The sequence below is a fragment of the Actimicrobium sp. CCI2.3 genome, from assembly GCF_035019065.1.
In the GTDB taxonomy this organism is placed as follows: Bacteria; Pseudomonadota; Gammaproteobacteria; order Burkholderiales; family Burkholderiaceae_D; genus Actimicrobium.
Map to the genome: position 1 here is coordinate 1 of NZ_JASJWR010000047.1, position 23309 is coordinate 23309.

Annotated in this window: 22 protein-coding genes and 2 pseudogenes; 14 read left to right on the top strand and 10 right to left on the bottom strand. The window is 56.5% G+C overall.

Annotated features, from left to right (window positions below; all coding sequences use genetic code 11):
* Positions 1 to 71 precede the first annotated feature (71 nt).
* The 3 genes from QN370_RS20755 to QN370_RS19205 all read right to left on the bottom strand — a co-directional run bounded on the left by QN370_RS20755 (position 72) and on the right by QN370_RS19205 (position 1873).
* Positions 72 to 353 carry a DUF1016 N-terminal domain-containing protein gene (locus tag QN370_RS20755; protein WP_416172122.1) on the bottom strand — a complete coding sequence of 94 codons (282 nt, stop codon included), beginning with the start codon at positions 351 to 353 and terminating at the stop codon, positions 72 to 74.
* Positions 337 to 624 (bottom strand): hypothetical protein, encoded by a 288-nt coding sequence (locus tag QN370_RS19200; protein ID WP_322127133.1) that lies wholly within the window; start codon positions 622 to 624, stop codon positions 337 to 339. The genes QN370_RS20755 and QN370_RS19200 overlap by 17 nt, the downstream gene beginning before the upstream one ends.
* Before the next feature lie 64 nt (positions 625 to 688).
* Complete coding sequence (locus QN370_RS19205) at positions 689 to 1873, bottom strand: PRTRC system protein D (RefSeq protein ID WP_322127134.1); 1185 nt, start codon at positions 1871 to 1873, stop codon at positions 689 to 691.
* 880 nt (positions 1874 to 2753) lie between these two features.
* Between QN370_RS19205 and QN370_RS19210 the strand changes: the two genes are divergently transcribed.
* Positions 2754 to 3839, top strand: coding sequence for an integrase domain-containing protein (locus QN370_RS19210; protein WP_322127135.1), 1086 nt, complete (start codon positions 2754 to 2756; stop codon positions 3837 to 3839).
* Between the two features lie 24 nt (positions 3840 to 3863).
* On the opposite strand, the pseudogene QN370_RS19215 reads toward QN370_RS19210, so the two are convergent.
* Positions 3864 to 4112 (bottom strand): annotated as a pseudogene (locus QN370_RS19215) (phospholipase D-like domain-containing protein); the annotation flags it as partial.
* Positions 4113 to 4628: 516 nt separating this feature from the next.
* Between QN370_RS19215 and QN370_RS19220 the strand changes: the two are divergent.
* Entirely contained in the window at positions 4629 to 5099 is a 471-nt protein-coding gene (locus QN370_RS19220) for a hypothetical protein (RefSeq protein ID WP_323581792.1), read from the top strand.
* A 113-nt stretch (positions 5100 to 5212) separates the two neighbouring features.
* Here the strand turns inward: QN370_RS19220 and QN370_RS19225 are convergent, their stop codons facing one another.
* Genes QN370_RS19225 through QN370_RS19235 form a run of 3 tightly spaced genes read right to left on the bottom strand, consistent with a single transcriptional unit; the run spans position 5213 to position 10203 of the window.
* Entirely contained in the window at positions 5213 to 7645 is a 2433-nt protein-coding gene (locus QN370_RS19225) for a DNA repair protein (RefSeq protein WP_322127137.1), read from the bottom strand.
* A gap of 24 nt (positions 7646 to 7669) precedes the next feature.
* Positions 7670 to 8914: a metallophosphatase family protein gene (locus QN370_RS19230; RefSeq protein WP_322127138.1), complete on the bottom strand. Its 1245-nt coding sequence runs from the start codon at positions 8912 to 8914 to the stop codon at positions 7670 to 7672.
* The gene (locus QN370_RS19235; RefSeq protein WP_322127139.1) at positions 8911 to 10203 is read right to left on the bottom strand and encodes a hypothetical protein; all 1293 of its coding nucleotides are present in this window, start codon (positions 10201 to 10203) and stop codon (positions 8911 to 8913) included. Before QN370_RS19235 ends, QN370_RS19230 begins: the two co-directional genes overlap by 4 nt.
* Before the next feature lie 197 nt (positions 10204 to 10400).
* Between QN370_RS19235 and QN370_RS19240 the strand changes: the two genes are divergently transcribed.
* The 3 genes from QN370_RS19240 (at position 10401) to QN370_RS19250 (ending at position 11697) form a co-directional block, all read left to right on the top strand.
* A complete protein-coding gene (locus QN370_RS19240; protein WP_322127140.1) occupies positions 10401 to 10685 on the top strand; it encodes a CopG family ribbon-helix-helix protein in 285 nt (94 codons plus the stop codon).
* 2 nt (positions 10686 to 10687) lie between these two features.
* Positions 10688 to 10981, top strand: a complete 294-nt coding sequence (locus QN370_RS19245) for a type II toxin-antitoxin system RelE/ParE family toxin (RefSeq protein WP_322127141.1) — start codon at positions 10688 to 10690, stop codon at positions 10979 to 10981.
* A gap of 509 nt (positions 10982 to 11490) precedes the next feature.
* Positions 11491 to 11697 carry a hypothetical protein gene (locus QN370_RS19250; RefSeq protein ID WP_322127142.1) on the top strand — a complete coding sequence of 69 codons (207 nt, stop codon included), beginning with the start codon at positions 11491 to 11493 and terminating at the stop codon, positions 11695 to 11697.
* A gap of 254 nt (positions 11698 to 11951) precedes the next feature.
* Here QN370_RS19250 and QN370_RS19255 read toward each other — a convergent pair whose 3' ends face one another.
* Positions 11952 to 13343, bottom strand: a complete 1392-nt coding sequence (locus QN370_RS19255) for a hypothetical protein (RefSeq protein ID WP_322127143.1) — start codon at positions 13341 to 13343, stop codon at positions 11952 to 11954.
* A gap of 510 nt (positions 13344 to 13853) precedes the next feature.
* Between QN370_RS19255 and QN370_RS19260 the strand changes: the two genes are divergently transcribed.
* The gene (locus QN370_RS19260) at positions 13854 to 14525 is read left to right on the top strand and encodes a DUF1345 domain-containing protein (RefSeq protein WP_322127144.1); all 672 of its coding nucleotides are present in this window, start codon (positions 13854 to 13856) and stop codon (positions 14523 to 14525) included.
* Positions 14526 to 14968: 443 nt separating this feature from the next.
* Here the strand turns inward: QN370_RS19260 and QN370_RS19265 are convergent, their stop codons facing one another.
* On the bottom strand, positions 14969 to 15682 hold the full coding sequence (locus QN370_RS19265) for a GntR family transcriptional regulator (RefSeq protein ID WP_322127145.1): 714 nt from the start codon (positions 15680 to 15682) through the stop codon (positions 14969 to 14971).
* A gap of 257 nt (positions 15683 to 15939) precedes the next feature.
* On the opposite strand from QN370_RS19265, the gene QN370_RS19270 reads away from it, so the two are divergent.
* The 5 genes from QN370_RS19270 (at position 15940) to QN370_RS19290 (ending at position 20758) form a co-directional block, all read left to right on the top strand.
* Positions 15940 to 16722: an SDR family oxidoreductase gene (locus QN370_RS19270; protein ID WP_322127146.1), complete on the top strand. Its 783-nt coding sequence runs from the start codon at positions 15940 to 15942 to the stop codon at positions 16720 to 16722.
* A gap of 85 nt (positions 16723 to 16807) precedes the next feature.
* Positions 16808 to 18142 carry an MFS transporter gene (locus tag QN370_RS19275; protein ID WP_416172123.1) on the top strand — a complete coding sequence of 445 codons (1335 nt, stop codon included), beginning with the start codon at positions 16808 to 16810 and terminating at the stop codon, positions 18140 to 18142.
* 25 nt (positions 18143 to 18167) lie between these two features.
* Positions 18168 to 19097, top strand: coding sequence for a 3-keto-5-aminohexanoate cleavage protein (locus QN370_RS19280; RefSeq protein ID WP_322127147.1), 930 nt, complete (start codon positions 18168 to 18170; stop codon positions 19095 to 19097).
* A gap of 216 nt (positions 19098 to 19313) precedes the next feature.
* Positions 19314 to 19928 (top strand): DUF4113 domain-containing protein, encoded by a 615-nt coding sequence (locus tag QN370_RS19285; protein ID WP_322127148.1) that lies wholly within the window; start codon positions 19314 to 19316, stop codon positions 19926 to 19928.
* A gap of 122 nt (positions 19929 to 20050) precedes the next feature.
* Complete coding sequence (locus QN370_RS19290) at positions 20051 to 20758, top strand: SOS response-associated peptidase (protein ID WP_322127149.1); 708 nt, start codon at positions 20051 to 20053, stop codon at positions 20756 to 20758.
* 26 nt (positions 20759 to 20784) lie between these two features.
* Here the strand turns inward: QN370_RS19290 and QN370_RS19295 are convergent.
* Positions 20785 to 20934, bottom strand: a pseudogene (locus QN370_RS19295) (type II toxin-antitoxin system RelE/ParE family toxin); the annotation flags it as partial.
* A gap of 770 nt (positions 20935 to 21704) precedes the next feature.
* Between QN370_RS19295 and QN370_RS19300 the strand changes: the two are divergent.
* From QN370_RS19300 to QN370_RS19310, 3 genes are all read left to right on the top strand, one after another.
* Positions 21705 to 22193: a hypothetical protein gene (locus tag QN370_RS19300; RefSeq protein WP_322127151.1), complete on the top strand. Its 489-nt coding sequence runs from the start codon at positions 21705 to 21707 to the stop codon at positions 22191 to 22193.
* Positions 22194 to 22220: 27 nt separating this feature from the next.
* Complete coding sequence (locus QN370_RS19305; RefSeq protein WP_322127152.1) at positions 22221 to 22478, top strand: hypothetical protein; 258 nt, start codon at positions 22221 to 22223, stop codon at positions 22476 to 22478.
* A 139-nt stretch (positions 22479 to 22617) separates the two neighbouring features.
* Positions 22618 to 23052: a hypothetical protein gene (locus QN370_RS19310; protein WP_322127153.1), complete on the top strand. Its 435-nt coding sequence runs from the start codon at positions 22618 to 22620 to the stop codon at positions 23050 to 23052.
* The last annotated feature ends 257 nt before the right edge of the window (positions 23053 to 23309 follow it).

Sequence of the window (23309 nt, forward strand, 5' to 3'; positions counted from 1 at the left end):
CTGTCGCCCTCCGTCTTTGAACGGAAAATGGCAGAAATACTTCCATTGGGGTGTCCGAAATAACTTGACCACTACACGATGTGCAGGTTTGCCGACCACGGCAGTTCTCTCAACAGTGTTGAGAGTTTTGGCTTGCCGACGTATATCTCGAAAAATTGCTTCATGCGCCACAAGTTTTGCACGGAAAAGCCGCGCCAATCAGGTCTGCGATCTTGAATCAGCCTTGCCAGCGCCGCTACCGTTCCTTTACCCCAGCCCTCGCTCGTGCAGCGGTTCGACAAATGTTGTCCAATATCCCAATGCAAGCTGTTTATTTGTGATTGCTTGCATGGTGCATCAATTCCCGAACACATCCCCGATGTCGTCCGCCGTCAACTTGTAATCGTAGCTCCCGGACGGTGGTGTCGGGTTCGTACCGTCGTCGTCAGCGCGGACGACCGTCCCCTGACCTGATGCAACGTTGGCGTTCCCGTCTCGCGCGGCCTGCAGCAAATACACCAACCCGTACGTCGCCAATGTCATCAGCCGCGCAATCCTGCGCTGCCCTTTGTCATAGCGCGCCAGGTCCCGGGCCAGCGGCTCGTTGTCGTCGGCATGAAACCGGACCTGCATGCGGATCCACATGACCTAGTCCTCAGGCATCGGTCAGCAGCTTTCCGTTCTTGCCGGACTGCCACGCCAGTCGCATCTACTCGATCCCCGCTAGCTGAAACCCGATCACGTTCGCGTACAGCGTGTCTTTCAATGGTCGGATCGTGTGCCGAGGAAATGCTTCACGAATTACCGGTCCGAAGAAGAACGCTCCGCCACCACCAAGCAGGACGTTGTCGATGTCGTTGCCGTCCTGAACGACACGCTTGAGTTCGGTGACCGCGTCCCGGACGATCTTGCGTGCTGCCGGCAGGTGCCGTTCCAGATCGTATTCCTTCTGGAACACGATTGGCGGCACGCCACCGCGCAGGGCCCGGTCGATGCGGTCGTAGTCGTTGAACAAGGTGTTTTCCGATTTGCTGATCGCGTCGGCGAAGGCGCGCAGCACGTCGTGCATGCCACGGTTGACGGCACCGCTGCGCTTGTCGACCGTTTTCAAACCCTGACCGACCAGCCAGTCGAAGGTGCGCGCGCCGACGTCGATGATCAGATGACGTTGCGCCTTGATGGCCGCAAAGTCGTCGGTGCCGCTCAGCGCGAAGTGCATCAGGGCACCATGCGGCTGGGCCAGCACGCGCACCTTTCGCACGGTGACCGTCCGACCGCCGCCGACGTCGTGCAGGCCGGACATTCGCTTTTCGAGGGATGTCTTGTGCAGCGCGAAGGTCGACACCGGTAAGCCCACGACCAGCAGGTCGATGGCCGGCTCGCGCATGAGGTGCAGGGCCCCGCGCGCTAGCGCCAGATACTCGGGAGACTGGATGTAATCGTCATCCATGTGGCGCGTGCCGGCAAGGTCGTCGGCCAGTGCGGCATCGGGGCCGACCTCGTAGGTCAGGTCGCCGATCGTGATTGCGACTGTCCTGCGCTGGCGGCCGAGTGCCGCCGCCAGGTCGCGGCCGCTCGTGACCGGTGCGATCGACGGGAAATGGGCGCAGCGCACGGGACCGCGCCCGGCGCTGACGACATATTTGGTGTTGCCATATCCGACATCGATTGCGCGTACGACTGGTTCCATAGTGACCTCAGACAGGATTCGGGAACCAGCGTAGCGCTGCCCTTCATGAACGACCACGCGCAAAGCCCCTGTTGGCGCACCGCTTTCGGCAGCACGTCGTGTGAAAGTCGTCACCACGATGGAGCCACGCACGACTTTCTGACGTCGGCCCCCTGATTGGCCGGTGCCATCTCCGCAAAAGTCGTGCGTGGTAACGACTTTCATGCAAGCTGGTGGCGGGGCGTGTCGGGCCGACGGACACGGTTCGGAACTAGAGGTACCCACCGCCCCAACGCTGTCAAGGGCGCGCGAGCCGGTCTGAAATTATTGGACAATTATTTGGTGCGATTTGTCCTTGATTTTCAAGTCCGGTTTGCCTATGCTTTTTTCTGATGTGAGGAAGCCTGTTCCTCGGGGATCGTCCCCATTCAGGCCGTTGCAGTCGTTACCTGTCCCTTGTTCATGCCGGCTTGACCGGCCGCCGTTGTGTTATCCCTGATCGTTTCCCTGCTTGTCGATGGTCTGCCTGACCGCCGTCGATACCGTGTTCCGCCCGACGGACACTGAGGATGTGCGCCGGTCTGCTCGATGGACTCGCGTGCTGCGGCACTGGATGCCGCTTTGGTTCGACCATGTTTATTCCACTTGCAATGCATGACGCCGCTACTTGATGGCGACCGTACGATTGTCCCCTTGAGGGAGGCCGTGCCGGTGAGTCATGCCCCGTTCGTATCCGCCTCGCTACGGTGAGGGGCGGCGCCAGACGGCCGGGGCAAGTGTGAGGAGAAGCCGAATTTCGGACTCGGGAACAATCCCGGGTGCTGCACCTTTCTCCGAGGAAGGTGCGTCGCGTTCATCGCGACAGGTCAGATTGTCTCCAAGCGAGCGTCTGGTTTGGCAGCGCATTTTAACGATCCACACCGGCCGTGCAGGACCTGGCGGCGACAAATGACTGGCTCTGTTTTTACCGCGCGGGAAGTCGCGCGGGCTGCTTGCATGACTGATTTGTTTGGCGCACGAGTCCGGAATCCCTCGTCGTGCCTGGTCTGTCGGGATTCCATATATCCGCTCGCGCGCATCTCGCGGGCCCGAACTGGAGCGCATCATGCGAGCCAAAAAATATTTGCCACGCGAACGTCAGGGCAGGGCCGCTGCACCTGCCTATCATCCTGCACTACCAGACCAGACGCCATGGGCTGCCGTGCTGATGACGATCATCCGTCGGCACAACTGGTCTCACGCCGTGCGCGATAAGGGGGTGTCGCACAAGACCATGGCGGTGCGGCAGACATTCTTGTTCGCGTTCTTCCGGGAGCTGCGATTGAATGGCGAGGTGCCGTATCGCGTCGATCCGCGCCGGCTTGGCAACCGGCATATCCGGTTCATGGTGCAGCGCTGGCTAGATCGAGAGTTGTCGCCGGCGACGCTGCAGCAATACCTCAGTTTCCTGCGTACTTATGCAGGCTGGATTGGCAAGCCGCAACTGGTCATGCCGGTCGAGCGGTACATCAATGATCCGAAACGCACGCGTCGTCGCTATTGCGCCGAGGTCGATAAAAGCTGGTCTGCGCGCGGGATCGATGCTGAGCAGATATTTACTGCGATGGCGGCGATCGACCGGTACGCCGCCGCACAACTGGCGGTGAAATCGGCGTTCGGATTGCGCCGCAAGGAAGCGGTCATGCTGCAACCGCAACGGCGAGTTGTCACGGCGCGGCAGGCGGGTATCGCGGAGGACGATGACGCGCTGTATCTCGATCTGCTCAAGGGGACGAAAGGTGGCCGTCAGCGTTATCTGCCGATCGACAGTGACGACAAGCGGCGCGCGCTACAACGTGCCTGCGAATTGGTGCGCAGTCTCGAAGACCATCTGGGCAATCCGGCACGTACGCTGAAACAGAACTTGCGGCGGATCGATTACGTGATGGCAAAGCTGGGACTCACGCAGAGCGAGCTGGGCGTCACTGGGCACGGCTTGCGGCACGATTTCGCCAATGATTTATATGAGAAAGAATCCGGTGCGACTGCACCCCTGCGTGGCGGAGCTGTGGTTGATTCGGCTACCGATCAGGCTGCGCGACTAGCGGTCGCAAGACAGCTCGGTCATGGTCGAATCCAGATCGCCGGAGCCTATCTTGGTGGACGAAAACGGATTGGTGCCAAAGGTTCGCCGTCCGGGTCGAACGAGTGAGAGCGCACGCAACGATGTCCTGACTCAGTAGCCGGGACGGTAGTCCTGTCCTTGGTCGTAGCGGCTTTGCCAGTGATGCAGATAGGTCGCTGCGAGGGTAGGATTATTCCAGAGGGCGAGGACTTTTTTGGAATTACGGTTCGCTGCGGCGCTGTAGTTGAACGAGCCGGTTTGCACGTACCGGCCAGCGACGATGATCACCTTGTCGTGGTGGATCGCATAGGTAGCGATGGTATGCGTCGGGATGCCGGCGGATTTATCAAGTCTACGAAAGGCTAGTCGCTCATGCTTTCCGGTCCTGTCTGCCTTCCTTTAACTGGGAACAAACTCCCTGCGAAATCATGGTCGTACGTGTCGTTTTTCTCCTTGAATTCGGCCGTGTCACCTGCAATACTGAAATTGCTTTCGTGGGTATCGCACTCACACAGCCTTCATTACGGCGCAACATTCGGCCGTGCTTGAAGTCCGGTCCTGCACCGGCGTCGCAGACGTTACCTGCCCTTGTTGTGACCGGTTGCGGAGTAATCCGGTTTCCGGTTTGTCGCCGCAGTTGTTGGTGGTGACTTGATCAGCGTTCCTCCCGGGCGCGGTCGAGATGTAAGCGCTATCTCGGCTGACATCTCATGTGGTCGTGCGGTGATGGTGCTTTGCGCACCGACCGTATGTCTACCGAGCAGGCTCTCCGTTCTCCGGAACCGAGAGCCTTTTTGTTGTTCTTTCCATCCTGCGGGGACCATCCGTTTCCCTGTGGGGGAAGTGGCGTCCCCATTTTTATGTATTGGAGCTGCCATGTCGAATCACTATTCACCATCCCGTCCAACTGCATCGGTGACGGACGCCGAAGAACGTGCCTGGATCAGCTTTTATGATCACATTGATGACGCGTCTGTTGCGGCGGAATTGCTCAGCTATATCGAAGCGGATCCGGAACTCAAGCGCACCCGGTCGGGTTTGTATCTGTGTGCGAGGCAGTCCGTCAGACGTGCCAATGCCCGGTATGCGCGGGCATTGCGTGTCGGTCAGTCTGTACGGGCCGTGATCGATGTGACGGTGTTTGCGCCGGTCATTCTGACCCGAAGGCTGTTGCGAGTGTTGGTGTTTTATGCAGTGGAGATGCTTCCCCAACTGCGTTGGCATCAAGCGGCGGAAAGTCAGCTGCCAAAGGCAGTGGAAAAGAAGACGGATTTCCCGGCGGTACTGCCGCGGTCCGTCTTTGAACGGAAAATGGCAGAAATACTTCCATTGGGGTGTCCGAAATAACTTGACCACTACAGTTGCTCGGGCGAGTTCACGGGTTTCGGTGCAATGCCGGAATGGCCGTGGATCGCCCGGTTTTTTTGATTCGCCCGGTTTGTCTATCCTGGTCTTGCAGCTCAGCCAGCCACCATCCGATCCAGATCAATCACCGCATCAGCCATCGCCGTCAGTTCCGGCGTCTGCGATACAAAAAATTCCTGCGCATACCCGCCCAAGCGCAGCACCTCGCGCTTCATCGCCATGAACATCCGCTTGCGCTCGGGGTCGAGTGGTCCGTCGGCTTCGTCGGAGAACAGCGTGCTGTACTGCCGTCCGGCATCCTGCGCCAGATACAGTGCTATGGCGCGTATCAGGCACTCGTTGATGAAAACCCGTTCGCCACCGCTCATCTGGGTCAGGCTCTTGCTGTCATCCGACTCACCGTCATGGACGACGATATCGAAACCTTCGCGCAGGTCTCCTTTGCCGGTTTCAACGAGGGTTCTGATCGAGACCGTGAAGCGCGGTCCGTAGCAGGCAAGCAGGAGATCGTTGGCCAGTCCGGATAGCTGCGGTCCTGCGTCATCGATGGCCAGGGCGATCACGCCGTCATGGGACAAACATTTGGTGAGCAGGAGCCAGGTGCCTAGCGCCTGTTCGATTGCCGCGATGGCTGTGCTTGCAGCAGTAATGCGCGTAGCCAGTTCGTCGAGTCGGTTGTCACAGGCGGTGGCTGCCTGCTGGTCGCGAATGGCATTCAGGTAGACGGCGTCGGTGGCGGCAAGGGTTCGTTGTGCTGCCTCGATCGTGTGCTGCCCAGCGACCAAACTGGATGTGTCGAACGGCGGTGGAAGGGCGCTCAATAAGGTATCGATTCGCCGCATTGAAGTTTGCTGGCGCTGCTGCTCCTGTTCGCGTCTGCTGGAGATTTCGGTACGTGCGGCGGCAATCGCAAGTCGTTCTGCGCGGTCTTCTTCGGTGTCGCCAACTCCCGCTTGCGGCAGCGCATCCCGTTCCGCTTCGATGCGTTGCAGTTCTTGCCGGGCGTGTGCGACCTCACCATGACGGGCAGCGAAGACAACGAGTGCGGCGCTGCGCTGGCGGGACCGGGACAGCTGCTGTTCCGCCCGCTCAAGCATTGGTCGTGGATCAGGTGAACGGGCTAGTGCCGCATTCGTGACGGCGATCTTTTCCAGAACCGCCGTGCGTTCTTGATGCAGGCGCGCGAGCTGCATTTCCGCAGACGGCTTCATCGTCTGCGCAGTGCGGGCATCACCAAGCAATTCGCAGCGACCCTGCAGTTCGTTCCCCGCACACGGAACCTGCGACGTTAGCCCGAAACGCCTGGTCAGTTCCTGCATCCGCAGTGCCGCCTGTCCGGCTTCGCGTTCGATGGTGTGCAGTTGCAGTTGATGCTCTTTGGCGCTCGTGCAAAGCGTCTCGTACTGCATCATGTCGTCGCGCAGTCGGGTGAGCCGTTGCTCTCTGATGGACGTGATGTTGTTGGCGAGCGGAAGGTGGGGCACGGCACGCGAAATGGTCGACGCTTGCCGCAGTAGCTGCCGGTATTGCGTACATCGCCGGTCGAGTTGCGTTCGTGCCGACTGCAGCGACGCCGTCTGCCGGGCGACCCGGCGTTCGACGGTTGAAAGCCGCTCGGCTTCGCGCCTGTCCTGCGCATCAAGTGCTGACAGTGCGCACTGTGCGTCGGCGGTCAGGACGGCGCGCTCGTCATCCAATTGCTTGCGGAGCGATGCTGTCTGATGGGCGAGTTGCTGTTCCGTGACCAGTGTTGCCAGTGCTGACTTGGCGGCCTCCAGAGTGGTGTGCGCCAACTGCCGTTCCTGTTCTGCAGCGGTCGTTTGCGTCTGCACGTCGCCCAGTCGTAGGCGTGCATCGCGGTGACCGGACTCCTCGCGCTGCAGATCCGCAAGTGCTTGCCGCCGTGTCTCCAGTCCCGTACGCAGCAGTTTCGCGGTGGTGGCAGCGTGCCCGCCGAGTGTGCTGATGGCGTCAAGCCCGAGCAAGTCTGCCAGCAGGGCTTTGATGTCGGCATTCCGGTAAGCCGACAATGGCCGTCGGCCCTGCGCCGAAAAGACCGACGTAAAAAACGTTTCCGGACTGCCGAGCAAGACATCCACGCAGCGCGCATAGGTCTCCACCTTCCCATCCGAGACAGTGCCATCGTCCAGCGCGACCGGCTCCCACCGTCCCGCATGATCGACATGCAGATAGGCCTCGGTTCTCTTGCGGCCATTCACCCGAAAAATCAGTTGCGAACGATAGCGCCGGCCGGCATGTTCCCAAGTCAGTGTCTTGGCGCTTTCGGGAAGATAAATGTGGTCGTAATACGAGAAGCTTCCGAGACCATCGGCACCGGCCCGCGAAGGCATCACTGGATACGGCGTTGCGTTGTCGATGATGGTTGTCTTGCCGCGACCGTTCATGCCTGTGATGGCGACGAGGCGGGCATCGCCGGCCAGTTGTTCGAAGTCGAGCGTGATGCTGTCGCGCCCGAGCCCGTCGCGAATGCCTTTAAATCCCTTCAGGTGCAATGACAGTGGTTTCATTTTGGTTCTCCTTAATCCTATGCCTCAGCATCTGCTGATCGCTGGATTCGTCAACGGGTTGTCCTGCCCGAGAATGTGCATGGCGATCTCTTCGGGCGTCCCGCATTGCAGCGCCTGCAGGCATGCTTGCAGCGGTTCGGCGTGGACTTGCGTCACTTCAGCCCAAGCATTGACTTTGGCTACGAGACCAGCGGCTCGCGCGATACCGGCCGCGCGGGTGCGGACCACCGGGAGCAGACGTCCTTCGAACTTGACCTCGGCGGCGTCACGCAACAATCGCCGGATAGCCGTGCGATCGACCTGATGCCGGTCTTCCTCCGGGACCTGCCAGCGCAAGCGAATGAAGGTATCGGCAACATCATCCCTCTTGGCGATGAGCGCCAGTTCGGCCATGTCCGGAAGTCCATCGAAGGTGATGTCGATGGTGCGGCGGGCCGGTGTGGCGTTCAATGTACAGTCGCTGCTGGCGGCATCGATGTGCCAGAGCAGAAATCCCTTGATACCGTGTTCGCCGTAATGGAAGCGGCCGATTGATCCGGCGTAGGCGATGCACCGTCCGTCCTGTTTCCACTGCTGATGCTGGTGGATGTGCCCGAGCAAAAAGGCGCTGGCACCGGCTGCGAACAGCGAGCCGGTAGTGAATTCGTGATCCGGTCCCGCCATTGGCACACCGTGTTCGGTCACACAACCGTTGACGGTGCCGTGCGACACGCCGATGGTTGGGATACCCCGGCGGCGTGCGTCGTCATTTAATGAGGCAAATCCGCGCAGCACTCGAGCGAGGTGTTCGCCGGTTGCATTCGCTGCCTCGCAGGCACCGACTGTCGCTGCGACCTGCGCCTTGTTGACGGTCGGTACGCACGAGAACAGCGCCTCGGTACCGTCGGGCAGCGCATCGAAGCGCCAGGAGGGTGCGGCCTGCCAGCGTCCGCCAATCAGCGCCACCTGACCGATGCGGTCGGCGACGAAGACCGGATACCGTCCACCGAGCAGCCGGAAAATATCCAGCGTTCCGGGCGGCTCATGACTGAAGGTGCCTTGCAGCATGAGTACCGGACAGTGGTCGGCCAGTCGCCGGAGTTGGGTCGCCAGCGCGACGAAAGCGGGCGCGTGGACATCGAGTGCGTGATCGGTGGCATCGCCGGACACGACGGCACAATCGACCCCGTACTGGATCGCTGCATCAATGGCAAAGCCGAAACAGCGATCGGCTTCGATCAAGTTTTTGCTGGCGTAATGGAGGTCGGAGAAGTGGGCAAGCCGGATCATGATTCCTCCGCCAGGCGGGCATCCGCAGTCGGCGCGATGGTGTGGGCAATCTGGTCGATCAGCGAGCCGGGTTCGAGTTCAAAGTTGCGCAATTCGTTGAGCGCACGACGGCGACCCTGCGGATTACGCTTCCAGCCAGCACCCCAGCGTTTGTTGGCATACTGCTCGTAGCGTTCGGCATCGATACCGATCTGTTCGGCGAAGGCGATGATGTCGTCGGTGGTGATCGTGTCCTGTGCAGGACGCGCTGCCGGCGTTTCCTGTTCTGGTTCCGGCGGTGCTTCAGCGACCAACTGGGCATCGCCTTTGCCTTCAAGGATCTCGGCCGAACGGGCTGCATCCGCGATAGCCAAGGTGTCGTCGTCGTTATGCAGCAGCGCAGTCACATCACACGGCGCCTCGATCGCAATGAGCCATTGGGCAACGCGCACGGGTCGGCCATCGTCGTCGATGCGAGTGATGTCGGTGAGTTTCTTGGTGAAATAGAACGGCGTGCGCTTGTCGTCGAGGAAGCCGGAAATACGCCCACCACGCAGGAATGCCATGGTCTGAAAGGTCTGCATCGCGGCGTTCATTGCATAAAAACTGTTCGTCGGCAGCTCGAACGCATCGGTCGACGGGATGCCCGGCACGAAGAAGACGAAGCGGCCGGACAGGTTGCATTGCCGGTGCTGGTATTCCGGGCAGTGTTCTGGATCGCAAATACCGCCGTTGTCGGCGCGCGGGATCGCCTTGCGTCCGCCGAAAATGCGGATGACGCGCTTGCTGTCGGGATCTCTGGGCACTGGTGCATACGTCATGCAGTGCCGAACCTGCCCATCGGGCGAGTACTGCGACCAGTAGCGCCGATCGTTCGCGCCCCACGCAACAAGTCCGTGCGGCATCACGGTGTGCCAGTCATCAGACGGAAAAATGGCAGGAAAGCGATACAAACGCCGGATGCCGTCGCCCCGGTCTTCGCCGAATGCGTAGAGCAGTTGTGCGGCCGTGGCAGGATTGGGAAAGTCCCCTGGTCGCACCGTGAAATAAGGCACGTTCCTCGGTACCAGAGGGATCGTCAGATTGGGAACTGCCTGAGTGATGTCGCGCGCGATATCGTCGAACGAGCGGTTGGTTTGCACACCATGTTCATACAACGATTTGGCGCGCGGATTGGCGGCAGCATTCTTGGTGAGGACCTTGATGCCGGCGCGGATTTTGCCGGCGGTGCGCAGGGCGGCGGTGCGTTGCCCGAGCAGGGATGGAGGCTGATTATTCGCGCCGCTGACCGTAATGTTGGGGGTTGCCATGGTTGGCTCCTGTGGGGTGGGTGTGGTTACAGGATGCCTGGGGAGGCGAGTTGTTCAAGTGGGCCGGTAGGTTCCATAGCGGTGATGTAATCGGGACGTACTGCTGACTTCAGATTTGACCCACCACAAAACACACTCCACCCAGCGAAAAGGTGTAATACACTTGTGCTACATTCACCGTTCATCAGGAGTGAAGCATGTCCACGACGACGATACGATTAACTGAAGAACTGAAATTGCGGGTTGCCAGCGCAGCTGATCGCTCCGGTTCGACGGCGCACAGTTTTATTCTGCAAGCGATTGCCGAGAAGATTGAGAAGGAGGAATTGCGCAGTACCTTTGATGAAGCCGCTGAGGAACGCTACGCCAACGTGATCGCGTCAGGTAACACCATATCGTGGACTGACATGCGCTGCTACCTGGAAGAGCGTGTTGCAGGCAGGAAGCCTTCGCGCCCGGTGGCCGGGAAACTGGTCCGATAGTCATGTCGCGTATAGAACTGGCACCAGAGGTGGCCGATGACCTAGATCGGATCTTCGATCATCTTTGCGCCCATGAAGTCGAACACGTATCTGAGCGCATCGGCGAGATCATCCAGGCCATTGCCGTGCTGGAGTCCAATCCGTTTATCGGACGACCGGCCGAAAACGGAAAACGGGAACTCGTGATCGGACGGTGCACACGCGGATACTTGGCTTTGTATCGGTATGTCGTCGAGATCGATACGGTGTTTGTGCTAGCCATCAGAGGGCAGCGAGAGGCCGGTTATAGCGGGTAGTCCATTTCAATGAACGAGATTCCGTACGTGGCAGATATCTCTTCTCGATCAACGAGATGACGTACTTTTGCGCTTTTCACGACGCATTCCCTGATGGCTGGGGATTCTGCGTCATTGAATCCAGATTAATAGCACCACTGAACAGCGGAACGCGCACCGAAACAACGTTGCAGGCGGATTAACAAAATCTGTGAGGTTGTGGCGATCAATCGTGAGGCGAGAGCCTCAACTGACGTTGCTTAATTAAAAGGCAGTGCCGCGATGCCTTGTCAGAACTGGCCTGCGGAAGTGTTCAGCAGGGTTATGCACAATGTTGTTCACAAATTACGGGCATAAGTTTAGGCGTGAGGTGCCATGTCTTATCTTTGACGTGTAGGGAGTGGTTAATCGGCTAAAAAGAGTCAGTCAGGGGCAAGAGCACACAACATTGTTCGTATCGATGATGGAAGGTTGACAGTACGCCGATTCGAGGTATTCTAAAAACCTATTTAAAGCACCCGTGGATTGCCATGAAAGCTCTCAAAAGCGCGCTTGCAAAAGCCATTTTGTCCAGTCCGACCGACAAGGTCAAACTTCGAAGCTACATGGCGGCCATGGGCCGTGCCAAAAAATCGCCGGATACCTTGTTCGACAACACGAGTCAGGTACTGATCGTGACAAATCAGGACGGCCAATCCATTTCAGTGCGGCCTGTCGTTGTTCCGAAAGCCGTCTGATCGAGTCCTTGGTCGATCAAACTGAAGATGGCACATCCGGGGTTGGCCCATCTACCTCTGAGTAACGTTGAGACCTGACGGAGATCGTTTGAATTTCCTCTCGCCTGATGCCAGCAAACTAGTCAAACAATCACAAACTTCCAGTCATCCAGTTCCGGTTCGCCATCTCATCGATACGCGACCAGCGGGTTAGCGCCCGATTTTTTCCGAATCCTGTGTGCTCCCCAATCAGCGGCACATCGTTGCCGCAAGCATCAGCGGTAGCTTTGCTGAGAGTGAGCCTCCGCAGTAGCGTCATTCTTATTCGATTTGGTTGCGTCGCCAGGCTTTGCACCATGGATCGGTTGGCGTTCGGCGCTACGCCTCGAAGTGGGCGACATCTTCTCCTTGTTGTTCACCGCGACAGGATTCGAAGGATGTGGTGGCGGTGGATTTTTTGCGGCGGGTGGCTTTGGTCGATCGGGTGCAGGCTGTGCGGCGAAAAGTTGTGGCGACGTGACTGGCTTGCCTGATCCAGGCACTGGGAGAGGATTTGACGACGATTGAGGTTGTGCCATCGAGACAGGTCTCGTATCACCGTATTCGTGTGAGGCTTTATTATCTGGTGTCAGCGGATGGGGTAGGGCAGCAACTGGTGCGGCTGCTTTGTTGGGCACGACAGGCTGAACGGATGCTGCTGCATGCTCTTGAGTTGGTGGGTGTTGGTGGACCTGTGCCATTTCCGCATGAACTATTTGTGGTGGTGGCAACGCAGCCGGCGGGTGCCCTGCGACATACGACGGAATTGCCTTTGCAGAGATTGGTTCGGGGGCCGCAACCCTGACCACCGGCGGCAGCGATGCGGCTAGATGTGCCTGTGCTGGAACGGAAGAATTCACCGCTTGTCCGCTTGCGGTGGCACTTGCCGGCGCGACGATGGTGACGTTTGTCACGTTTCTGATGTTCGTCACATTGTTCGTGACATTGTTATTGCTGATGGCATTGTTGGTGACCGAATTATTGTTGTAAGTATTGTTGCTATTGCTGTTGACGTGAATCCGCATCCCTTCATTCACCACTGGCGGCGCGCTGACGACGACCGCAGGTGCGGTGCCGATCGGCGCCGGAATAATCAATCCCAAACGTGACCCCGGTGGTGCCGGTACAAACACACCCTCTGGTCCGACAGGTCGAAGACCGACCGCCACACCCACGGTTACTTGAGCAATAGCGATATTGATATTGGGTGCCGGTGGGACGAATGACACGCCTGGTGCGGCCCAAAATCCATTCACGAACACCACCGAACCGTCACGGTTTTCATAATAGGGATTCACCCATCCGTAACCCGGTTGTGGCGGCGCGGCCCAGCGACCGTGTGCCCATACCCAGTTACCCTGCCAGACCCAGTAGCCGCCCGTCCAGATCGCATCTGGATAGGGCCGATAGGGCACTGTTTCCACCAGCATTGGCGGTGGTGCCCACTGCACGCGAACCGGGGGCGGCTGATAAATCGGCGGTTCGACATAGACGCTCACGACCGGTTGTGGTGCCGGTGCCAGATAGACTACCTCTGCGGGTGGACGTACATAAACCCGGGGTGGATAAACTGGCGTCGCTGCGCAGCCAGTCAGCAACACAGCGATGGCGAATGAAAGTTTTTTCACGGATTGTCCTGAGTGGAAATGTAAAAGCTGTGATCGTTGGATTCCTTTCGTTCAACGTGGGACAGAACGCACTTACCTACCAACAATCTGTCAAGTCTGTAAGAAAACGTAAGCAATCATCCGCGGTCGCGGTAGGGACAGTGAGTGTGGTCAGCTAATTTGATGGTCCAATATTCATGATTGTTGGCACCGACGAGTTTTTGAATCAGGGGCCGACATCGACTGACCCACTTGGGACTTTGGCAAGCCTTGCTGCGTCTACCTCTGCGCCAGTTCGGGTGGGTCAGTGAAAATCGGTCGGGTGGTTCAAAAACTCATCGGCGCCAACAGCTGTGTTAAACGGCATGCTGGCCGCCGCACGCCCAAACTCCGTTCGCAGTCAAAAAATGGCCGCATAATCGGGCAGGGGTTGGGGGACTGTCGCCGTCGACTTTAAAGTGCACCAACCGCCAATAGACGTCGGTATGATGCGGATGCCAGCTTTTCAAGCTACTCAATTCAGGAACCGTCATGTCGTTGTATCGCAATCCTGTTGCGCGCCAGATTCGGGCACGCCCACGTATCTTTATTGCAGCCATGATTGCGCTGATCGTTGGGGCTGCATTGCCCGTGTCGGTTGCTTCCCACCTTGCTACGCGGTTGTTGATCACTTGGAATACAGGAACTTGTCTGTACGTCGTCCTAGCCGCAGTAATGATGGTCCGATCTTCGCAACGAACCATGTACCGGCGCGCCCTGTTGCAGGATGACGGCCAGCGCATATTGCTTTTTCTGGTGGTCGTCACGAGCGTGGCCAGTTTGGTGGCCATTGCAATGGAGCTGGCAGTGGTCAAGGACATGCATGGGCTCATCAAGAGTGCGCACATTGCGCTCGCCGGCATGACGGTACTGTCGTCGTGGGCGTTCATCCAGGTGATGTTTTCGTTGCATTACGCGCACGATTACTATTTAGCACGCCATCGTAATGAGCCGTGTGGTCTACAGTTTCCGGAAGAAGAGCAACCAGGGTATGGCGATTTCTTTTATTTCGCCGCAGTCATCGGGACTTCCGGTCAAACTGCTGATGTCTCATTCACATCCAAATCGATGCGCCGTATTGGCGCAGTGCACTGCATTCTGGCTTATCTCTTTAACACGGTGGTGCTGGCGCTATTAATCAATATCGGGGCAAGTCTGTTTTGAACGATCTCGAACGTCTCCAATGCTGTTCAACCTCGACAGAACGTTGACCGATTTGATCAGGGCCTGACGCGGAAGGGTTCTGTCGCGATCCTTTTAAGTTGCCGGTATGATACCTTTGTCGATAAGAACCAACCTTATTGGATTCTGTACAAACTTGTTCAAGCGAATGGATGCGTCGGCATTGCAGAAATCCATGGCCGTGCTATGGACAGAGAAATCGCTCAAGTCAGAGGACCAAGGCCAGACCAGCGGAAATTTCGGAAAGTGCCACTCCAAGTGAACCGTAGCGCTATTTAAATCACGTGACCGGCAATGTGACACCATTTCCACTGATTTCAAACGGTCGTTGGCTTGTCACTTCAACAGTCGATCGAATAACTCTCGGCGCAAACAGTTGATTTTCAAGGCTCTAAAATTTTCTCGGTTTGGGCGCAGAGCCCCTATTAGGTAGTCTTATTGGTGGAATCGGCGATCACCAGAACGTGGGCTGAAATGATGAACTGAGCAGCACTGTCGATATCGCCCTGCAGCGCAATGCGCGCGGCGTCGCTATCGCGTCGTCTCAGGGCATCGACCAACTGTGAATGATGACTTACCGCGACCCGTTCGTTAATGCGGGCCGAGCCGGCCCGCAAGTCGTGATTTAAAATCGGACCGATGCGTACCCAAAGAGCCTTGATCAACTGCAATAACATCGGCATCCGAGATCCTTCATACACCGCGAAGTGAAATTCCTTGTTCAGCGTAATCAGGCGTGCACCATTTGGGCTGGCGCTTGCCATTTCCTCGGAAAAATCTTCATTTAATTGCACGATGCGGCGCAGTTCGGCTTCGCTTAGCGATTTAGCTGCGCGTTCGGTCGCCACCCCTTCGAGATTGATACGAATGCTGGTGATTTCACGAAATTGACTAACTGTCATCGTTGGCACGCGCATCGACCTGTTAGGTGACAGTTCCAGCGCTTGCTCTGCTACCAGTCGTTGCATTGCTTCCCGTACCGGCATCACGCTGACCCCAAGCGCTGCAGCGACCGTGCGCAACGACAATTGCTCGCCCGGCATCATGCGTCCGGTCATCAACAATTCCTTGAACTGTTCATAGACATCAGCACTGATCGTCAGGCGTTTTTTCGGTGGAACTAGTTCAGATAGGGACATGGGCGGAGTGTATAACAAGTGATATTTGTGATTTCAATATTGTGCCGAATTGTGGGCACTAAATACTTGGAATTTACACGCGTCTACGAGAACTATTTCTCAGGAATAAGAAAAGCTGCCGCCTGGGTGCGTCTTGACATACGAAAAACTGTGGGATATTTTTCATTGACTGTGATCACACATCACACATAACACATCACGAATCACACAAGTTACAGTGCTGATTGATATCGATGAACTCATAAAGGAACAAAACGATGAATGTACTGACATCAATGGTACCGCGCTCAGGTTTGCGGGTTTTGGTAACCGGCGGCGCGTCGGGCATTGGCCTTACGATCTCGCGGGCATTTGTCGAGGCGGGGGCCCGTGTGCACGTGTGTGACGTTGATGCAGGCGCAATTGCTGCGCTAGATAGCGTCATCAAAGGGACTCATGCCGATGTGTCTGACCTCGCTGGTGTGAAGCGTGTATTTGAAGACGTGCAAGCCAACTTGGGCGGGCTTGATGTGCTGATCAACAATGCAGGAATTTCCGGCCCAACTGGTGCCGTCGAAGACATCGACGTCGCGCACTGGGAACAAACCGTCTCGATCAACCTTAATAGCCACTTTTATTTCGTGCAACAAGCGGTGCCGTTGCTCCGCGAAGGTATGGACGGTGGCTCCATCGTGTTTATATCGTCGGTTGCCGGGCGACTTGGGTATGCGTTTCGTACACCGTATTCATCCACCAAATGGGCTTTGGTCGGTTTGGCCAAGAGCCTTGCGATCGAACTCGGTCCAGACAATATTCGTGTCAACGCAGTGCAGCCGGGCATCGTCGAGGGGCCGCGCATGGAGCGTGTTATTGCTGCCAGCGCAGCGCAAGCAGGCATCAGCCACGACGAGATGCGGCAGCGTTATCTTGAAAAAATCTCACTGCGACGGATGGTGACGCAAGAGGAAGTAGCCGCCAGCGTGTTGTTCCTGTGTTCGCCTGCCGGCAGCGCGATTTCTGGTCAGGCGATTTCGGTGTGTGGCAACGTCGAAACTTTATGACTTAAGTTTGTAGCACTATCAAGACCCAATAAGAACGAGCATAGAACTCGTGGTCGGCCTACACACCATTGGAGGAGAAACCAACATGTCAGTTGTAAATGCAGAGCCTTACCGCAGTACGGCACCGGCCACGGCAATCGCCACAGACCAGATGACCCGGCAAATCTTTCGCAAGCTGATGCCGCTGTTAGTGATGGCATATGTCATCAGTTTTCTCGATCGTACCAACATTGCATTGGCGAAAACACATATTGAGATCGATCTAGGCATCTCTGCGGCCGCCTACGGCTTGGGCGCCGGCTTATTTTTTCTGACCTATGCGTTGATGGAAATTCCGAGCAACCTGATCATGCGTAAGGTCGGCGCCCGATTCTGGATAACGCGCATCATGATTACTTGGGGACTGTTATCGACCGGCATGGCATTCGTGCAGGGCGAGACTTCGTTCTACGTAATGCGCATGCTGCTCGGTGTCGCCGAGGCTGGGCTGTTTCCTGGCGTGATGCTTTACCTGACTTACTGGTTCGGCCGCGAAGAGCGGGCCCGTGCTACCGGTTATTTTCTTCTCGGCGTTTGCATCGCCAACGTAATCAGCGGGCCGCTTGGCGGAGCGCTGCTGGAAATGAACGGTCTTTTTGGCTTACACGGCTGGCAATGGCTATTCATTATTGAAGGTTTGCCGACTTTGGCGCTGGCCTGGGTCGTTTGGAAGAAATTGCCGGATGGCCCGTTATCGGCTCCCTGGCTGTCGACAGCTGACGCGCAGACGCTCGAAAAGCGATTGGCTCTGGAACGTGCAGAGGAAAACCAGAGTGGTCAGGTCGGGCATTCGTTACGAGAGTGTGTCAAAGATCGCCAGATATGGCTTGCCATTTTTGTCTATTTTTGTCATCAGATTGCGATCTATACGGTAATTTTTTTCTTGCCAGGCATCATTGGCACCTACGGCAAACTGACGCCGATGGAGATCGGGTTGCTCACTTCAGTGCCATGGATCGCCGCAGCCATCGGCACCGCCACGTTGCCCCGTTTTGCCAGCAATCCGCAGCGCTGTCGTCGCATGTTGGGTGTCGGTCTAGTCATCATGGCCGGAGGTCTGCTTATCGCCGCATCGTCCGGACCGGTACTGGCGCTGGTCGGATTTTCGCTCACCGCATCGATGTTCTTCGTGGTCCAGGCCATCATTTTTCTGTACCCATCGTCACGGCTGGCCGGAGCTGGCTTGGCTAGCGGACTGGCTCTGGTCAATACCTGCGGCTTGCTGGGCGGTTTCCTTGGACCCTCGGCGATGGGTTCGATCGAGCAAGCGACTGGCAGCACGACAAATGGCTTGCTGATCATTGCCACCATGCTAGTACTTGCAGCGCTGGTAAGCACGCGGCTACGCCAGGGCCAGGAAAAAATCACCAAAGAAATCTGAATTCATCCATATAAAAGGAGACACCATGTCGACCAAAAAAGTCATCATCACTTGTGCCGTTACCGGCGCGATCCATACCCCATCGATGTCACCACATTTGCCGGTGACCCCGGATCAGATCGCTGAAGCGGCAATTGGCGCAGCACGAGCCGGTGCCGCGATCGTCCATCTGCATGCGCGCGATCCCGATACCGGACGTCCGACTCAGGACCCGGAAGTTTTTTCCCGCTTCCTGCCACGCATTAAAAGCGAGACCGATGCCATCATCAACATCACGACCGGCGGCAGTCCGCACATGACCGTACAGGAACGTTTGCAACCAGCCTTGAGCTTTCAACCGGAGCTGGCGTCACTCAACATGGGCTCGATGAATTTCGGGCTGTATCCGATGCTCGATCGCTTCCATGAATTTACTCATCCATGGGAACGCGAACATTTGGAGAAAAGCCGCGATCTAGTTTTCAAGAACACCTTCAGCGACATCGAATACGTGCTGCGTAATTGTGGGGAAAACGGCACCCGTTTCGAGTTCGAGTGCTATGACATTTCACATCTGTACAACTTGGCGCACTTTCTTGACCGGGGACTGGTGCAAACGCCGTTTTTGGTACAAAGCGTGTTCGGATTACTAGGCGGAATAGGCGCGCACCCTGAGGATTTGATGCACATGAGGCGCACCGCAGACCGGCTGTTCGGTAATGCTTATCACTGGTCAATCTTGGGCGCTGGCCGCAATCAAATACCACTTGCAACTATTGGCGCAGCCATGGGAGCAAACGTACGTGTCGGGCTTGAGGATTCACTATGGGACGGTCCGGGCCGCTTGGCCGATAGCAATGCAGCCCAGGTAGCACGCATTCGCGCAATCCTTGAATCGCTGTCACTGGAGGTGGCAACTCCGGCGGAGGCACGCACGATACTGGCGCTCAAGGGCGGCGATAAAGTGGCGTTCTAAGGGTAACGATTTTAAGCGACAACCCCTGGTACGTAAGGATTCGAACGCTTGCGCAGCAAGGTCAAATTTGTGTCATCGTTCCTGATGCAATTGATGCGGCATCCTTGACTGATCGGCGTATGCTGATTACGTTACTGCGTAACGTAATCAGCACGCACGAAATAATGTCATCAAGGAGAGCCCACCTATAGTCACCAGCAATGCAAATTTCGGATCGTGGCCGAGCGCACTGTCAACGAACTCAACGGTACCTCCTGCCTGGCGCTCGAAGATGTGGCCCCCGCGAAAAAACAGATCATCGCCTCGCGCTCGTTTGGCCAGCCGGTGCTGACCATCGACGAACTCGGTGAGTCGGTTGCCAGTTACATGACCCGCGCCGCCGAAAAATTACGCTTGCAGGGTTCGGTGTGCGAAGCGATCCAGGTCTTCGTGCAGACCAATCCGTTCAAGGCGTCAGACCGGCAATACAGCAACGCGGTCGTGGTGCCGCTGCCGAATGTGTCGGGCGATACCCGCTTGCTGATCCGCGCGGCCCTGTTCGGCCTGGAACAGATTTACCGGCCTGGCTACTACTACAAGAAAGCCGGTGTGATCCTGCAGGGTATTTCCAGCGCCTCAGTTCAGCAGCAATCGCTGTTTTCCACCTTCGGCGATGGCGACAAATCGGAAGCGATGATGATTACGCTCGACGGATTGAACCAGCGTTTCGGCAAGGGCGCGGTGAGCGTGGCCGCCGCCGGTATCCGCAACGACTGGGCCATGAAGCGCGAACGGAAGACGCCGAACTACACGACGTGCTGGAGCGAAATTCCGGTGGCCAGGGCGAATTAGCGGTGCAGGCCGGCTACCGGCGTTTTTCCCGGCAAGCAGCATGCCGTTGAGCGGGGTGCTCGGATCCTGGCCGCTGTCACGGGTGTCGGCAACGCCCTCCGAAAACAGGTACGCTTGTTTCCATGTGCGCCAACTACCAACCTCCCACCCGTGCCGATCTCGAGGATTATTTCGGCGTTACGCTGTCCCTCAGCACCGATCCGGCGGAAGCCTATCCGGGGTCGCTGTCACCGATCGTTCGGCGCGCCGGTGACGCAACGGACATCTCCGCCCGCCGGCGAGCGGACCTGGCAACATTCGGTCTAGTGCCGCATTGGGCTGACAGCACACTGGCGCGGCGGACCTATAACGCGCGCAGCGAGACGGTGGCCAGCAAACCGAGTTTCCGGGATGCCTACCGGCACGGCCGGTTTTGCGTCATCCCGGCGCAGATGCTGTACGAGCCGAGCTACGAGAGCGGCAACGCAGTGCGGTTCGCCATTGCAAATACCGATGGGTCACCGTTGGGGATTGCGGGCATCTGGGAGCACCGGCCCGGGACGGACGGGGAGACGTTGCTGTCGTTTTCCATGCTGACGATCAATGCCGACGAACATCCGCTGATGCGACGTTTTCACAAGCAGGGGGATGAAAAACGGATGGTGGTGGTGCTGCCGCCGGACCGGATCGATGTGTGGCTCGACAGCGGGTATCAGGACGCACCGGCGTTCTTCGTGCCGTATCCGGCGGAGTCACTTACTATGCAGGCAGCACCGAAGGCGGACCGTGAGGGTGGCAAGGTACCAGCCGATACCCCCGAGGCCGCGCAGCAAGGTTTTCCGTGGATGTGAGTGCCGGCTGTCAAGCCGCCGCTGGATCACCGATCCTCGCGGGTATGCCACAGACGCAGTACATAGATGGTGGAATCCTGAACTTCATAACGTATCTCATAGTGCCCAACGAGGATTCGACGCACCTCGCGCGGCTTGAATTCATCGAGACATTCCCTGATGCGCGGGTTCACTAGCTGTTGCAACTCGCATTTGAAAACGACCATGCTCGCATTCGACGCCATTCTCGGCTCGCAATAACTGCAAATGAACGTGCACTCGTGCTCACGCTATGTGCAAATCTGCGACACGATGTCGCAGATTTGCAGTTAGGGTGAGCATGCTGCCGTCGAATGCGAGCTGAAGCCGTCGATTGTAAGCACGTTTGCAGATAGCGTGAGCACAACCCTGCGGTCATTTGCAGATAATTTGAGCTGGAAAAACCGTCGAATGCGAGCATGACCGTTTTCAAACGCGAGCCTCTACACCTACCTATCAACATCGATAGGGGAGACAATTACATACGCGACTTCATGTCGCACTCCGGCTTACATCCCCACTTTGGGCCAGTTCCTTTTGCAAGAGGCTCAAAATAAAAAAACTACGCTTGTCTTTTTCTGCTGTTTGTTTTGAACCTTTTCCACACTTTCACCACACATAAATTGTAAAAAAGTCAGTTGAACTGTAACCATTCAGATCCCCTGCCGCGTAGCTCGTACTACCGGAAAGAAAGGCCTCGAATACTAGAACTCTGGAAACAAATGTTGCGAGTAAGACCACAAATTCGGGGGGGCTGAAAGGTTTCTTCTATGTAAGTGAAAAAAACAAAAGTGATCAATAAACAAACGCTTGGCAATAAGCAATTTAATCGGGATGCGGCATGAACCATAAGTGCAAACGAAGCCTGCGATGGCTGCTTATTTTTTTAATCCACTTTTCTTTGACCGCGTGCGCTACAGGACAACCTATGAATTTCTTTCATTCTTTTAACTTCAATACTGGCACTGACGCAAAAGTCTACGGCCACCCCGAAATTGATGTGCTGGACTACGAATACGGGAGCAGTCATCAATTTGCGACACGGCCTGCAAAGGAAGAATGGGAAATGCACGCTGCAGCAGGCAGAGATAGCTTTGGATCGGGAGGACTTGCCGGCATGATGCCGCGAGGTGAATACCTCTACGTCAAATGGCGCGTTAAAGCCACCGGAGAGGTCCTTGAAGACAAAGTTGATCTCAAGCGACTACTTCCCACCGATATGACCAATTTCGGCCTGCATTTTGCGATTTATGGATCGCAGTTGTACGTGTATTTGTTTCCGCCTTATACAACCAAAGATGCTCTTGGTGAGACGGTAGCACATGGAGGGCGCGAACCTGTCGGTACACGCGGTCAAACCCTGTTAGACATCCCTTATGCCCAGCAGCATCAAATTTATCCCGACCTCAAAAAATAAGTCGCACCGAACAATAGGAGGCACCCAATGAGCACACAAATCGCCCAAACCGAAACCGCCGCACAAATTGCGAACGCACAAAGTCAAGCCAATGCGATTGGCTCAGCCTCAACCTTCATGGTATCCAAGAACACCTTCGTCTTTTTTGCAGGTTTCGATGGTAGGGGTTGTAACCGCAAACCGGCGCAATTTGTCCATCTCCTAAAGGTGGTGACGGAAATCCTGATTTGCACTGTTTCCGCATACATCAACAAACTGGTAGTGTTTTTCGTGCAAATTTTTTAACTGTAAACCGGCCCAAAAGCAGCCTCTCTGTATCGATCCGACAAACAAATTTTTCCCGTTACCTCGTTGGACAAATTCCGCCCGTTTGGGCGCAGAGCCCCATTATCGACGCGATGCTTTGCTGGACGTGGCCAACGGCTTGAACGACCAATTTGCGCAGTTGCCGGCACGCTACAAGATATCAATGGAGTCCGTCTGGAATGTGTGCTACACGACGAGATACGACATCGATCACTGCAGCTATCACGAGCAGTCATCCGCATTGGAAGTCTTGATGGGCGAAAAATACGACGAGATTGAAGATGCGGTGCTCGCCATTCTGGACAAGACGCACCGTTGCAGTTCCATGGTGGAAAACCTGCACAGCCGTCTTCGCCCTTACCTGGCCGAACAGAAATTCGTCAGCCAGAAAATCCTCGGACTCCTTCAGTTCTTTCTCAACCACAAGCCATTCATGCGCAGTAAGCATGAGCAATTGGTGAATAAGACTCCGGCCGAGGCCATGACCGGAAAACCGCATTTGCCTTGGTTGGAAATGCTTGGCTTCGACTGCTTAAAAAGACGCCCAGCCTAATTCATGCCGAGTTTCAAAGCGTAAAAGTCAGCCCGCATACGTGCTATTCGGGTTCGATTCGTCACGCCAACTGTTCACTAAAATGTGGGATTTTTGAACCATGCCTGAAATTCGACGCAACATTCAATTGTTTGCACTTTTACTTCGTTTTTTTATCAAGATTACTTCGGTTGATGACGTGTGTAGTGGTCAAGTTATTTCGGACACCCCAATGGAAGTATTTCTGCCATTTTCCGTTCAAAGACGGAGGGCGACAG